Origin of the sequence: Mycobacterium sp. E2238, from assembly GCF_001672665.1 — a bacterium.
Lineage (GTDB): Bacteria > Actinomycetota > Actinomycetes > Mycobacteriales > Mycobacteriaceae > Mycobacterium.
The window spans coordinates 1-12,333 of record NZ_LZKF01000160.1; the positions used below are offsets into that span (position 1 = coordinate 1).

A 12,333-nucleotide genomic window follows, 5' to 3' on the forward strand; every position below is an offset into this window, starting at 1 on the left:
GGGCAAGTGGTGGCGGGAGACCCGGTTCCAGGCTTACCAGGGCGTCACGATGCCGTACTTCCCCAATTACCTGAGCCTGGCCAGCCCGTTCGCCTTCTCCGGACTGTCCTTCTTCCACACCATCGAATACCAGATGCGGCACATGGACCGGTTGCTCGGCGAGGTCAAGCGCCGCGGTGCGACCACCTTCGAGGTGACCGAAGAGGCCATGGAAGATTTCATGGAGCGGATGACCAAACGGCTGGACACTTCGGTGTTCTACGCCGGCAACTGCGCCACCTCGCGCTCGTACTACTTCAGCCCCAGCGGTGAGGCGTCGCTGCTGCGGCCGACCTCGACATTGAACTCGGTGCGGGAAGCCGCGACGTTCCCCCTCAGCGACTACGCGATCGCCTAGCGTCACAATCGCCACACCAGCCCCGGCACGGGAAGCGGTTGGCTGTTTGCCCGCCTCTGAGCGACAACTTGGGTGCGCCGCCGGATTGTCGCTGTGAGGCGGGCAAAGAGCGCGTCACTGCTCGAAGAGGCTGGTGTGGCGAATGCGACTGACGGGTGGGCCATTCCGCCGTTACGCCGGCGGCATCAGCACCGTGTCGATCATGTACACCGTTGCATTGGCGGTGGGCACGCCGCCGCAGACCAGACCCGCGTTGTTGACCTTGAGGCCGTTGCCCTGCCCGGTGACGGTCACGTTCGCGCCCTGAACCGTCTTGTGGGAGCCGGCGACCCTGGCCGGGCTCAGCTGCCCCGGCACCACGTGATAGGTCAGGATGCTGGTCAGCAGGTTGGAATCCGTCTTCAGCTGGTCGATCGTCTGTGCCGGCAGCTTGCCGAATGCGGCGTCGGTCGGCGCGAAGACCGTGTACTGGCCGTTGTTCAGCGTGTCAACCAGGTTGACATTCGGGTTCAGCTTGCCCGATAGCGCGGAGGTCAGGGTGCTCAGCGCCGGATTGTTGGACGCCGCTACCGCGACCGGAACCTGCGACATCCCCTCCACCGATGCCGGGCCGCTGGGGTGCGCGGCCGCGTAGTCGGGACACCCGGGACCCACGAGATCGGCCGCCGCCGCGCTCGGCGCGGTCACCACACCCAGACCCACCATCGCCGCTACCGCGAATCCCTTCGCCGCCACCGACGTCCGTTGTGCCTTCATCGCGTTTGACTCCTTCGATTGGTCCGACATTTGATGAGTGATTCGGAGACCGAACACCTTCGGATGGGTGCCGGGGGAAAAGTTTCAGCCGTACGTGAACGAATACACCTGCAGCCCTTGGTCGGGGTGGACCTCGAGCGTCCCCGACTGCGGCTGCTCGCCGGAGACGATCTGGTGCGACGTAGGCGGCCCGGCGATCGGGATCGCGACGGACCGTCCGTCGCGGGTCACCGTGAGGGACCCGGCGCCGCCGACGACGATGTAGACATTCTTGGCGTGGTAATTCAGCCTGATGCTGGACTGGGTGCCCGCGGCGGTGGCGCCCTGGTAGTCCAGCGACCAGGGGCCTTTCAGGGCGAAGCTGTCAGCGGCCAGGACGGGCGGATAGTCGAAAGTGGTTGTGCCTTCGTCGTATAGCCCGCCGCCGCCATAGTTGACCACCTTGCCGACGCCGAAGTAGGTCTCGGGCGTGGTCTTGTCTGGCAGCGTCGAGCGGCTTGCGTTCGTGGGCGGTGGCAGCTTTTCCCCGGGATGCGCGGCCACGATCAGCTGTCTGATCAGATCTTCGGTGACGTTGTAGTCGCCCTCGCCGAATTTGATGTGACGCACCTGGCCGGTGGCGTCGATCAGATACTCCGCCGGCCAGTAGCGGTTGCGGTAGTTCGTCCACGAGGAGTAGCCGTTGTCCATGGCGATCGGGTACGTGATGCTCAGGTCGGCGGCGCCTTTGGCGACATTCCCGGGCACCTGTTCGAACGCGTACTCCGGGGTGTGGACCCCGATGACCTCGAAGCCGTCGCCCTGGTAGGCGTGGTACCAGCTGACGACGTGCTGGATGGCGCGTTGGCAGTTGATGCAGGAGTACGCCCAAAAGTCGATCAGCACCACCTTGCCGCGCAGGGACGCGAGCGGGATCGGTTGGTTGCCCGGCGTGTTCAGCCAGCCGGCGATGCCCTTGAGATCGGGTGCCTGGCCGCAGCTTTCGAGCTCCCGACCACCGTCGCTGCAATTCGACAGCTGCGCGTTCTGGTCGTTGACGATGCCGCCGAGGTTGAGCTTCTCGCGGACGGCGCGATCGGTGGCCAACCGTTGTTGCAGCCCGCTGGTGTAGTCGGGAACCGCCCGTTGCAGAACCGCGGGAACGTTGAACACCAAACCGACCGCGAGGACGATCATCACGATTCCGGCCGCGACCCGGATCTGCCGCTGCCACCGCCGGAACGCTCCCACCCGCTGAGCCACCCGATGGCCCGCCAACGCGAAGACCAACAACGGCAGCGCGGCACCCAGCGCGAAGGTGCCAGTCAGCACCACGGTGCGCAGGCCGAGAGGTGCGGTGGCGCCGGCCACCACGATGGCGGCGAGAATGGGCCCGGCGCACGGGACATACAACACCCCCAGCGCCAGGCCGAGACCGAACCCGCCGCTACCAAAACCCCACTGCTTCTGGGGGATACGCGCGAACGGACGCTCCAGCAATTGCTCGACACGCGGGAAGATCAGGCCGAGACCGATGGCAACCAACGCGGCCAGAGCGAACCAGCGGATGGCGTCCTGGGGCAGGTGCGCCAACGAGAGCAGCGTCGACCCGGCCAACGTGACCGCGGTGAAGCTGAGCACCAGACCGCCGATGACCAGGTAGGGGCGCGCACTGCGCTGCGGCTTGACCGCGACGTCCACGCCCGCAGGGTTATTAGCACCGCCCTGCGCCCCGGCGAAGAAGATGACCGGCAGCACCGGCAGGATGCACGGCGATACGCCGGTGATGAGGCCTCCGACGAAGCCGATCAGCGCAAGGGTGAACATGAAAGTCATTCGCTGCCAAGGGCGCCGCGGATTGGTGCTGCCGCAAAGAAAACAGCCCGGCCGAAGCCGGGCTGTTCATCCCCTGATCGGCAGGCGAGCTCAACGGCCCGGCGGCATCAGCACCATGTCGATCATGTACACCGTCGCGTTGGCGGTGTGCACCCCGCCGCACACCAAACCGGCGTTGTTGACCTTCAGGTCGTTGCCCTGACCGCTCACGTTCAGCTTGGCGCCCTGCAGGGTGACGTGGTCACCACCGACCTTGGCCGGGCTCTCCTGCCCCTGCACCACGTGATAGGTCAAGATGCTCTTGAGTAGCTGCGAGTCGGTCTTGAGCTTGTCGATGGTGGCCGCCGGCAGCTTGTCGAACGCGGCGTTGGTGGGCGCGAAGACCGTGTACTGGCCGTTGTTCAACGTATCGACCAGGTTGACATTCGGGTTCAGCTTGCCCGACAGTGCCGAGGTCAGGGTGGTCAGCATCGGGTTGTTGGACGCGGCCGTGGCGACCGGGTCCTGCGCCATCCCGGCGACTGACCCGGGGCCGCTAGGGTTCTGCTTGGCGTAGTCGCCGCAGCCCGCACCGATGAGGTCGGCCGCCGGATCGGCCGCGGCCGGCGCCGCCATGCTGCTGGTGACCGTGGCCGAGCTGCTGCTGGTCATCGGTTCGGACGCCGACTTGTTGTTCGAACACGCCGAGAAACCAACTACCGCAATCGTCGCGAGCCCTGCCGCGGCGATTGTCCTGCCCCGAACGTCGATCATCGCGTTTGCACTCCTTCTTTGTGGGCGGCCCGTGGCACCGCCTTTCGACCGGACGGGAGTGATTCGGAGACGACGCGGCCGCGGACGGGTCAGAGTCGAGAGTCAGCCGAGGGGCAACGCGGCCAGGATCGTTCCGGTCGGCTGCGGCGACCCGCTACCGGGTTCGACGGTGAACGCCAGGGTGGTGGACGATCCGAGGTTGGTGAGCGTCGCGGTGGTCGACGGCGCCACGGCCGCCGGGCCCATCGTCCCGGCCGACGTCGGGCCTTTGTCGCTGAGCAACCACATTTGGTAGACGGTCCCGGGTTTCGGCGGCGGGACGTTGTTCATCACCAGCACACCGGCGTTGCGGTCGTGGGAAAAGACGACGGTGGCAGTGCCATTGCCGAGCGGGCCGGAAACGGTGCGCACGTCCCGGGCCGCGAATACCTGCTCGGCGACGGTCGAAGGCGGGTTCGGGCGCATCAGGATCCCGACGCCGAATGCGGCGGCGCCGACCACCACCGCCGCCGCCGCGGCCGCCAAAACAGCGGTGCGCCAACGGTATTTGCGCTCATCGCTCGCAGGTATCGCCGCCAGCGTCGCGGCCCGCAGGCGCTCCGGCGGTTCGACGGCCGTCGTCGCCGAGACGACCGCCATCGTCTCGCGGATGGCACGGACTTCGTCCTCGAAGGCCGCCGCCACCGATCGTGGCGCGGCCGCCAGCCGCCGCTCGATTTCGGCGCGTTCCTCGCCCGACACGGCATCCAACGCGTATGGCGTTGCGAGCTCGAGCAATTCGAATTCGTTCGGTTCGGTCATGACACTTCCAGGCAGTTACGCAAGGCGCGCAGCGCGTCGCGCATGCGTGACTTGATCGTCGACAGATTCGCGGCCAGCCGGTCCGACACTTGGCTGTAGGTGAGTCCGTCGTAGTAAGCCAACTGGATACACTCCCGCTGCGTGTCGGTCAACGCGCCCAGGCATTCGGCCACGCGGCGGCGCTCGTCACCGGCGATCGCCGAATCGGCGACCACGTCACTGGCGGGGTCGGCGCTGGCCGCGGCGTAGCGGGAATCCCGCCTGCCGGACGCTTCCTCGGTCCGCACCCGGTCGACGGCCCGCCGGTGCGCGATGGTCATCAGCCAGGACAGGGCCGAGCCCCTGCCGGCGTCGTAGCCCGATGCCGTCCGCCAGACCTCGCAGTAGACCTCTTGGGTGGTCTCCTCGCTGTAGCCGGGATCGCGCAGCACCCGCATCACCATTCCGTACACGCGACTCTTGGTGAGGTCGTAAACCGCGGCGAACGCGTCGCGGTCCCCGCGCGCGACCTTGTGCAGCAGCGCGTCCAGGTCCTTGCTGGGCGTGGGCGGTCCCGTCATCGATCGGTAGCCTAGCGCCAGGCAGCTGTCCACTCCCGTAATTCGTAGCCCAAGGCGGGGCGGACGATTCGAGGTCCGGCTAGATGAGTTGGGCGAGGGTGGTGACGGCGATGAGGGCGAGCACGGCCGTTCCGATGATGTGAACCTGGCGCCGGGGCGTGAGCCGCGTCGGCAGGGGCCGTCGCTGCAGCATGCGTTGCCGCCGGACGGCGATCACGAACGTCGCGAGCGCCACCGCGCCGGCCAGCGCGGCGGGGATGAATGCGGCCGGCCCGACGGAACCGTGCAGGTTCTTGATCATCAGCAGGGCGCCGTTCGCCAGGAAGGCGAAGGACGTTCGCGTCCAGGCCAGCGTCGTCCGTTCGGCCTGACTGCCGTTCAACCGATGACCGCCTTGGCGATCACCAAGCCGAGCGCGATGAGCCCCACCACGGTCAGACCCACGGCGAGGTAGGTCGGTGAGGGCTGGCGGGGCAAGGGGGCGCCGCGGCGCATGGCGCCATCCGCCTGCTGCCAGCGCAGCAGCCCCATCCCGCTGGTGAGAATGGCCAGCAGCGCGAGCCCCACGCCGAGCGCGCGGCGCGCGCCGGGGACGCCCAGCTCCGGGACCAGTTGCACGACGGCAACCGCCGCGGCGAGCAGCCCCAGCGCGGTGCGCTGCCAGGCCAGGAACGTCCGCTCGTTGGCGAAGGTGAGCCGGTAGTCGGGCTCGTGCTCGTCGGCGCTGTCGGTGTCGGCCACGGGGCACATCGTTGCATGATTGCGCGTGTGGTCAAGGCGCTGTTGTTCGACGTGCAAGGCACGGCGACGGACTTTCACTCGACCGTCTGCGACGAGGCGCGGCGGATCAGCGCCGGCCGCCACCCGGGGGTGGATTGGCCCGACGTGGTGCGGCGTTGGCGCGCAGGCTACTTCACCGCGCTGGAGGACGCCCGAAGCCGGCAGACCGGATGGGTGTCGGTGCAGTCGGTGTACCGCCGGGCGCTGGACGGTTGCGGCGTCCCGCTTTCGGAGGCCGAACGCGACGAACTCACGCTGGCCTGGCGGCGGCTGAAGCCGTGGCCGGACGTGATCCCGGGGCTGACCCGGCTACGAACCGCCTACACGCTGGCCACGCTGTCCAACGCCGACGTGTCGACGGTCATCGAGATCTCCAAGCGCGCGGGCCTGCCCTGGGACGCCGTCTTCGCCGCGGAGATGGCCGGGGTGTTCAAGCCCGACCCGGCGATCTACCGGATGGCCGCCGCCTACCTGGGCCTGGAACCCGGCGAGATCATGATGGTGGCCAGCCACAAGTACGACATCCGCGCCGCGGGCCGGCTCGGGTTCCGGACCGCCTTCGTCGCGCGGCCGCTGGAGTTCGGCGTCGACGGCGAGGCCGACGTCGAATATTCCGCCGAATTCGACGTCAACGCGTCCGACTTCCTGGACCTCGCAAGCCAACTCGGCTGCTGATCAGCGGTGCGCGGACCCGGTCAGGGGTTGGCCGTTGGCCGACTGCAGCAGGCAGATGACCGTGCTGGGCGTGGGATTGGCGCCGGTGCGGTCCTGATTCGAGTCGATCAGGTAGGTGATCGAAAACGGGCTGCCGGCAACGGGTCGGCCCGTATACGGGGCGAATCCTTCGTTGCAGTCCTTGTTGGCGACGATGGCGACGGCTTTGTCCACGGCCATCGGGGCACGCAGGTACACCTCGGCCAAATGCGCTGTGGCACAGTCGACGACGGTGACCGTCACGCGGCTCAAATCGATCGGCGGTAGGTCGGCCACGCACTCGCCGGTCTGCAGGTCGATCCACTTCTCGGTGTGCGAGATGGTGGGGGCGGCCGTGGCGGTGGCGCAGGCACCCAACATCGCCGCGGCGGTCACGCCGCACAACGCATGAATGCCACGCATGCAGTGAGTCTAGGCACCCGTCAGCGCCGGGTCGGGCTTTTCCGAGGACATCGACAGGAACCCGCGCGCGCATCGCGCGGCCAGCAGCCAGTTCGCCGGCTTCTTCATGTCCAGCCCGCCGAGGAGCTGTTTGATCATGGTCAGCGTGTCGAAGTAAATGCGTTCGCAGACAAGCGTTTCGGCCTCGTCGAAGACGAAGTAGGCCGTCATGCGGACCCGGAACCGGCTGCCGGTGGGCGGAACCTTGCCCAGGTAACCCAGATGCGTGCCCATCAACCAGAACTCGACGATCACCGCGTCGGCGCTGTGCCGCAGCGCGATGATCTCGTGGTCCTGGTCGGGAAACGCGGTCCGCGTGTAGGCGTAGTAGTCGCGCACCGCTTTGTCGCCGTCGTGCACGATCATCTGCGGGATCAACTCGTAGCGCGGATGCGGGAAGGTCGACAGCACGTCGTCCCAGTCCTGGCGGACCTCGTCGTGGAAATGGTCGAGCACCAGCTTCTCGCGGGCGGCCAGCACCTCCGGCGGGGGGAACGCGGGGATCGTCATGACGACTAGGTTAGGCCCGGATTTGATATCGCATGCGCTATCAAATTTGAAAGTGCGCACATGCTTCCGGGCTGCGCGCTACCCGCGCGGCGGGGTCCAGGCGACCGGCAGGGCCTTGATGCCGTGGATGAATTGCGACAGCAGCCGCGCGGGTTCCTCGACAGCGACGATGTCGGGTATCTCGCGGCGCAACTCGTCGAAGACCACCCGGATCTCGCGGCGGGCGAGGTTGGCGCCGAGGCAGAAATGCGCGCCGCCGCCGCCGAAGCCGAAATGCGGGTTGGGGGTGCGGGCCACGTCGAACAGCCAGGGGTTGGCGAACGTCGACTCGTCGCGGTTGGCCGAGTTGTACCACAGCACGGCCTTGTCGCCCTCGGCCAGCTTGGTGCCGCTCAGCTTGAAGTCGCGGGTCAGGGTCCGCCGCATGTAGACCACCGGCGAGGCCCATCGCACGATCTCCTCGACGGCCGTGGGCGCCAGACGGTCGAAGTTGGCCCACCACTTGTCCCGCTCGTCGGGGTAGCGGGACAGGGCCAGCACGCCGTGGCTGATCGCGTTGCGCGTCGTCTCGTTGCCGGCCACCACCAGCAGGATGAAGAACGACGCGATCTCGGCCGACGACAACCGTTCGCCGTCCACCTCGGCTTCGACCAGGCTGGTGGTCAGGTCGTCGTGGTGATTGACGCGGCGGTCCTCGGCGAGCGCGGTGGCGTACGCCCCGATGTCCATCGAGATCTTGAGGAATTCGTCGAAGTCGGTGGTCAGGTCGGGGTCGCCGAACCCGAGAATCACGTTGGTCCAGTGGAAGATTCGCTGATGGTCTTCTTCGGGGATACCCATCATGTCGCAGATGATCTGCAGCGGCAGCGGCCCGGCGAGCTCGGTGACCAAATCGGCTTCCCCGTTGGGGTGGTTGGTGATCAGCGCCGAGACCAGCCGGCGGGCCCGCTCGCGCACCGACGCCTCGATGCGCGCCACCACCTTTGGGGTGAACGCGCGGCTGACGATCGAGCGCAGCCGTTGGTGCCGCGGATCGTCGAGCACGATCATCGAGCCGAAGTATTCGGCGATCTCCGGCGCGTTGTCGTTGACGGTGATGTTCGGGGTGCTGCTGAAGATCTCCGGATGACGGCTGGCGAAGTGCACGTCGTCGTGCTTGGTGAGCGACCAATACCCGTCGCCCGCCACGAATCCCTCCATCTCGATCGCGGGCCAGAACGACAGGGGGGCCTCGCGGCGCAAGGTCGCGAAGGCGCCGTCGCGGAAGTCGTCGTCGAGACTCCAGAAGTCCAGCGAGTCGAGGTGGATCTCGGACAGCGGCACCTCCGGTGGTGGCGCCCCGTTGGTTCGCGTCGCAATACCCGTCTTGAGGCTCACCGATTACCTCCTAGGAAACCCGTTAGTGCGTACACACGGTCCTGCCGCCGGCCGATTGCGCGTCGGCGACAACGTTGCCGTCGAGCAGGATGCGGCAGCGGATGGGGCCCACCCCCTGCGCGCTGATCAGGAACACCTGACCCCCGAAGGAGGTGAATTCCGTCGACCAGGGCAGCGGCGCGTTGACCTGGTGCAGTTGACCGGTGTCGGTTTGATACACGAGGTACTGCGCGACCCCGGCACCGGTCACCTCGTAACGGGCGTGGGGCATCTCGGGGATCGCATGGGCCACGCCGGGAATCGTCCCCGCGCAACCGACGCCCACGGCGAACAGAAGCGAAAGCCCGCGCACATGCTTCGTCATGATTTGCATCGTGTCACCACGCGCGGTGCTACGGAAGCTTTCCGCCCTAACGAAAGCCGTTCTAGTGTGAGTCCCACGGGGGCGGCTACGGAAAGGTGAGTATGTCGGAACACGGGTCAAAGCGTGTGGTGGTCTGGGGCACGGGCTTCGTCGGCAAGATGGTGATCGCCGAAATCCTCAAGCATCCGCTGTTCGAGTTGGTGGGGGTCGGCGTCAGCAACCCCGACAAGGTCGGGCGCGACGTCGGCGAGATCTGCGGGCTGCCCGAGCCGACGGGCATCATCGCCACCGACGACGTCGACGCCCTGATCGCGCTGAAGCCCGACGCGCTGGTGCACTACGGCCCGACCGCGATGCACGCCAAGGACAACATCGCGCTGATCACCCGCTTCCTGCGGGCGGGCATCGACGTGTGCTCGACGGCGATGACCCCGTGGGTGTGGCCGACCATGCACCTCAACCCGCCGAACTGGATCGCGCCGATCACCGAAGCCTGCGAGCTGGGGGAGTCGTCCTGCTTCACCACCGGCATCGACCCCGGGTTCGCCAACGACCTGTTCCCCATGACGCTGATGGGCCTGTGCTCGGAGGTGCGCCGGGTGCGGGCCTCCGAACTGCTGGACTACACCAACTACGAGGGCGATTACGAAGTCGAGATGGGCATCGGCCGCGAGCCCGAATACAGCCCCTTGCTCGAGGACTCCAACATGCTGATCTTCGCGTGGGGCGCCACCGTCCCGATGATCGCCCACGCGGCCGGCATCATGCTCGACGAGATCACCACCACGTGGGACAAATGGGTGACGCCCACCGAGCGCAACACCGTCAAGGGCGTCATCAAACCCGGGCACGTGGCGGCCGTCCGGTTCACCATCAACGGAATCTACAAGGGCGAGAACAGGATTCAGCTCGAACACGTCAACCGGATCGGCCTCGACGCCGCCCCCGACTGGCCCTCCGGCCACGACAACGACGTCTACCGGGTGGAGATCGAGGGCACGCCGAGCATCTTCCAGGAAACCGCGTTCCGGTTCACCGACGGCTCGGGCCGCGACGCGGCCACGGCCGGCTGCCTGGCGACCGGGATGCGGGCCCTCAACGCCGTGCCCGCGGTCAACGAGTTGCGGCCGGGCTGGGTCACGCCGCTCGACCTGCCCCTGATCGCCGGGGCGGGCAACATCCGGTGACCGGCGCACAGCCTGCACATAGGTACCGCAGAGACTCGGTACAGGTTTGCGCGACACAATGACGGCTAGCCGGTTTGCGAGTTGCTGAAGTTTAGGTTGGGACAGATGGCCGATGGAGCAGGGACCGCGCTGGGCTTGTCGATCGGCACCACCAACCTGGCGGCGGTCGCCGCGGGCCAGGCCATCACCCGCAAGCCCGTCCTGACGCTCTATCCGGAACGCGCGCCCGAGGTCGGCATCCCCGCAGAAAACCCGCGGCTCAACCAGCCGGGCCTGGTGATCACCGGGTTCGTCAACCGCATCTCCGATCCCCGCGGCGTCGTGGCGGCCGACGGCTCGGTGCACCGCAGCGAGGAATTGATCGCCGACGCGATGCGGGCGCTGGCCTACGCCGTGACCGGCGGGCGCACCCTGCCCGAGAGCGTCGGCGTCACCTATCCCGCCCACTGGCCGTCCCCGGCGGTCGACGCGGTGGGCACCGCGCTGAGTTCGGTGGCCGAATGGTCCAACCGGGCGCGGCCGCTGATGCTGATTCCCGACGCCGCGGCGACGCTGCTGGCCGTGCGAACCACCCCCGGCATACCGGCCCGCGGGACGGTGGCGGTGTGCGACTTCGGCGGTAGCGGCACCAGCATCACGTTCATGCGCGCCGACGGCGATTATCAGGCGCTGGCCCCGACCGTTCGCCTGCACGATTTCTCCGGCGACCTGATCGACCAGGCGCTACTGAGCGCCGTCATCTCCAACATGCCGAGCACCGCTGGCTTCGACCCCGCGGGCACCGTGGCGATCGGGTCGCTGAGCCGGCTGCGCACGGCATGCCGAAGCGCCAAGGAGGAGCTGTCCGCGAGCACGGCGACCATGCTGAGCGACGGGCTGACCGGCGAAGTGCGGGTCACCCGCGACGAGCTCGACGAGGCGATCCGCACCCCGCTGGACAGGTTCGTGGCCGTGTTGGAAAACACGTTGGCGCGCAACGGGATTCATGACCTGGCCGCCGTGGTTTCCGCCGGCGGCGGAGCGAATATCCCCGCGATCACCACCACGCTGTCGCAGTACTTCCGCGTCCCGGTCATCACCACGCCGCGCCCGCAATTGACGGCGGCCACCGGCGCCGCGCTCCGGGCCGCGCATGGCCCCGGCGAGAGCGCCGCGACGGCGTCGGCGCCGGCCGCGTCCGCCACGGCGACGGCGCGGGCCGTCCCGGGCGGCCGCCCGCCCGAGGCGACCGCGACGGCGCAGGCGGCGCCTGCCTGGCCCACCGCGGGTGCCGCGGCCGTGCAGGCGTGGTCGCAGACCGGCAAGCAAGCGCAGGTGGCGCCCGATTCGCAGGCGACCGCCTCCCAGGCGGCGTCCCCCGCCGACGAGCCCGCCGCCGATTCCGCTGGCGAGAAGCGCAAGCGCCGCCTGTTCCGGCTGCCGGTGATGGCGGGAATCGTCGGCGCCGCCGCGGCGCTGGCGCTGGTCGGCACCGCAGTCACGATCGGACTGACCTCGGCGAACAAATCCGCGACGACCCCGGCGCCGGGCGTGACCAGCAGCCAGGTGCCCGCGCCGCCGGCCAACACCGCGACCGCTCAGGCGCCCCCGCCGAGCGAAGAGGCGCCGGCGCCCTCGACGACCGACACCAACCCGCCCGCGCAGACCGAGACGCCGTCGACCAGCGTCCCGTCAGCGAAACCCCAACATGCGCCGCCGCTCGCTGCCGCGCCCGTGCGTCCGGCGATCCCGCAGGTGCCGCCCATCCCGGCGGTGCCCGGCCTCAACGAACCCATCCCAGGGCTGGACCGGATCAATCAGATCATCCAGGGGATCGGGGGCGACTTGGGCATCAGCGGCATCCCCCAATTGGGCCCTCAGCTGGGAACGACCCGGTAG

14 protein-coding genes and 1 pseudogene are annotated in these 12,333 nt (G+C 68.1%); 4 read left to right on the plus strand and 11 right to left on the minus strand.

Annotated features, from left to right (window positions below; all coding sequences use genetic code 11):
- Nucleotides 1-397 (plus strand): annotated as a pseudogene (locus A5711_RS13775) (NAD(P)/FAD-dependent oxidoreductase); the annotation flags it as partial.
- Between the two features lie 171 nt (nt 398-568).
- On the opposite strand, the gene A5711_RS13780 reads toward A5711_RS13775, so the two are convergent.
- The 7 genes from A5711_RS13780 to A5711_RS13810 all read right to left on the minus strand — a co-directional run bounded on the left by A5711_RS13780 (nt 569) and on the right by A5711_RS13810 (nt 5,832).
- A complete protein-coding gene (locus A5711_RS13780) occupies nt 569-1,102 on the minus strand; it encodes a fasciclin domain-containing protein (RefSeq protein WP_231987476.1) in 534 nt (177 codons plus the stop codon).
- Nucleotides 1,103-1,237: 135 nt separating this feature from the next.
- Nucleotides 1,238-2,959 carry a cytochrome c biogenesis protein DipZ gene (locus A5711_RS13785; RefSeq protein ID WP_067947489.1) on the minus strand — a complete coding sequence of 574 codons (1,722 nt, stop codon included), beginning with the start codon at nt 2,957-2,959 and terminating at the stop codon, nt 1,238-1,240.
- A 99-nt stretch (nt 2,960-3,058) separates the two neighbouring features.
- Complete coding sequence (locus tag A5711_RS13790; RefSeq protein ID WP_369829936.1) at nt 3,059-3,619, minus strand: fasciclin domain-containing protein; 561 nt, start codon at nt 3,617-3,619, stop codon at nt 3,059-3,061.
- A gap of 204 nt (nt 3,620-3,823) precedes the next feature.
- A complete protein-coding gene (locus A5711_RS13795; RefSeq protein ID WP_067947341.1) occupies nt 3,824-4,522 on the minus strand; it encodes an anti-sigma factor domain-containing protein in 699 nt (232 codons plus the stop codon).
- Complete coding sequence (locus A5711_RS13800; RefSeq protein WP_067947343.1) at nt 4,519-5,082, minus strand: sigma-70 family RNA polymerase sigma factor; 564 nt, start codon at nt 5,080-5,082, stop codon at nt 4,519-4,521. The genes A5711_RS13795 and A5711_RS13800 overlap by 4 nt, the downstream gene beginning before the upstream one ends.
- 79 nt (nt 5,083-5,161) lie before the next feature.
- Entirely contained in the window at nt 5,162-5,464 is a 303-nt protein-coding gene (locus A5711_RS13805) for a DUF202 domain-containing protein (protein WP_067947345.1), read from the minus strand.
- Nucleotides 5,461-5,832, minus strand: coding sequence for a YidH family protein (locus A5711_RS13810; protein ID WP_067947347.1), 372 nt, complete (start codon nt 5,830-5,832; stop codon nt 5,461-5,463). Before A5711_RS13810 ends, A5711_RS13805 begins: the two co-directional genes overlap by 4 nt.
- A 6-nt stretch (nt 5,833-5,838) precedes the next feature.
- Here A5711_RS13810 and A5711_RS13815 point away from each other — a divergent pair, with 6 nt between their 5' ends.
- Complete coding sequence (locus tag A5711_RS13815) at nt 5,839-6,537, plus strand: haloacid dehalogenase type II (RefSeq protein WP_067947349.1); 699 nt, start codon at nt 5,839-5,841, stop codon at nt 6,535-6,537.
- On the opposite strand, the gene A5711_RS13820 is transcribed toward A5711_RS13815, so the two are convergent.
- The 4 genes from A5711_RS13820 to A5711_RS13835 all read right to left on the minus strand — a co-directional run bounded on the left by A5711_RS13820 (nt 6,538) and on the right by A5711_RS13835 (nt 9,268).
- Entirely contained in the window at nt 6,538-6,978 is a 441-nt protein-coding gene (locus A5711_RS13820) for a hypothetical protein (protein ID WP_067947351.1), read from the minus strand.
- 9 nt (nt 6,979-6,987) lie between these two features.
- The gene (locus A5711_RS13825) at nt 6,988-7,527 is read right to left on the minus strand and encodes an ester cyclase (protein ID WP_067947353.1); all 540 of its coding nucleotides are present in this window, start codon (nt 7,525-7,527) and stop codon (nt 6,988-6,990) included.
- Between the two features lie 78 nt (nt 7,528-7,605).
- Nucleotides 7,606-8,904, minus strand: a complete 1,299-nt coding sequence (locus tag A5711_RS13830) for a cytochrome P450 (RefSeq protein WP_067947355.1) — start codon at nt 8,902-8,904, stop codon at nt 7,606-7,608.
- A gap of 22 nt (nt 8,905-8,926) precedes the next feature.
- Nucleotides 8,927-9,268 (minus strand): MmpS family transport accessory protein, encoded by a 342-nt coding sequence (locus A5711_RS13835; RefSeq protein ID WP_197520171.1) that lies wholly within the window; start codon nt 9,266-9,268, stop codon nt 8,927-8,929.
- Between the two features lie 101 nt (nt 9,269-9,369).
- On the opposite strand from A5711_RS13835, the gene A5711_RS13840 reads away from it, so the two are divergent.
- Together A5711_RS13840 and A5711_RS13845 are read left to right on the plus strand one after the other, a co-directional pair.
- Nucleotides 9,370-10,455 carry a dihydrodipicolinate reductase gene (locus A5711_RS13840; RefSeq protein WP_067947359.1) on the plus strand — a complete coding sequence of 362 codons (1,086 nt, stop codon included), beginning with the start codon at nt 9,370-9,372 and terminating at the stop codon, nt 10,453-10,455.
- A 105-nt stretch (nt 10,456-10,560) separates the two neighbouring features.
- Nucleotides 10,561-12,333, plus strand: coding sequence for an Hsp70 family protein (locus A5711_RS13845; RefSeq protein WP_067947361.1), 1,773 nt, complete (start codon nt 10,561-10,563; stop codon nt 12,331-12,333).

What these genes read in the sequence shown, in the direction of transcription:
- A5711_RS13780 (WP_231987476.1), bottom strand. Translation starts at nt 1,102, where the DNA reads ATGGTGGGTCTGGGTGTGGTGACCGCGCCGAGCGCGGCGGCGGCCGAT.
- A5711_RS13785 (WP_067947489.1), bottom strand. Translation starts at nt 2,959, where the DNA reads ATGTTCACCCTTGCGCTGATCGGCTTCGTCGGAGGCCTCATCACCGGC.
- A5711_RS13790 (WP_369829936.1), bottom strand. Translation starts at nt 3,619, where the DNA reads ATGACCAGCAGCAGCTCGGCCACGGTCACCAGCAGCATGGCGGCGCCG.
- A5711_RS13795 (WP_067947341.1), bottom strand. Translation starts at nt 4,522, where the DNA reads ATGACCGAACCGAACGAATTCGAATTGCTCGAGCTCGCAACGCCATAC.
- A5711_RS13800 (WP_067947343.1), bottom strand. Translation starts at nt 5,082, where the DNA reads ATGACGGGACCGCCCACGCCCAGCAAGGACCTGGACGCGCTGCTGCAC.
- A5711_RS13810 (WP_067947347.1), bottom strand. Translation starts at nt 5,832, where the DNA reads ATGTGCCCCGTGGCCGACACCGACAGCGCCGACGAGCACGAGCCCGAC.
- A5711_RS13815 (WP_067947349.1), top strand. Translation starts at nt 5,839, where the DNA reads ATGATTGCGCGTGTGGTCAAGGCGCTGTTGTTCGACGTGCAAGGCACG.
- A5711_RS13820 (WP_067947351.1), bottom strand. Translation starts at nt 6,978, where the DNA reads ATGCGTGGCATTCATGCGTTGTGCGGCGTGACCGCCGCGGCGATGTTG.
- A5711_RS13825 (WP_067947353.1), bottom strand. Translation starts at nt 7,527, where the DNA reads ATGACGATCCCCGCGTTCCCCCCGCCGGAGGTGCTGGCCGCCCGCGAG.
- A5711_RS13835 (WP_197520171.1), bottom strand. Translation starts at nt 9,268, where the DNA reads ATGACGAAGCATGTGCGCGGGCTTTCGCTTCTGTTCGCCGTGGGCGTC.
- A5711_RS13840 (WP_067947359.1), top strand. Translation starts at nt 9,370, where the DNA reads ATGTCGGAACACGGGTCAAAGCGTGTGGTGGTCTGGGGCACGGGCTTC.
- A5711_RS13845 (WP_067947361.1), top strand. Translation starts at nt 10,561, where the DNA reads ATGGCCGATGGAGCAGGGACCGCGCTGGGCTTGTCGATCGGCACCACC.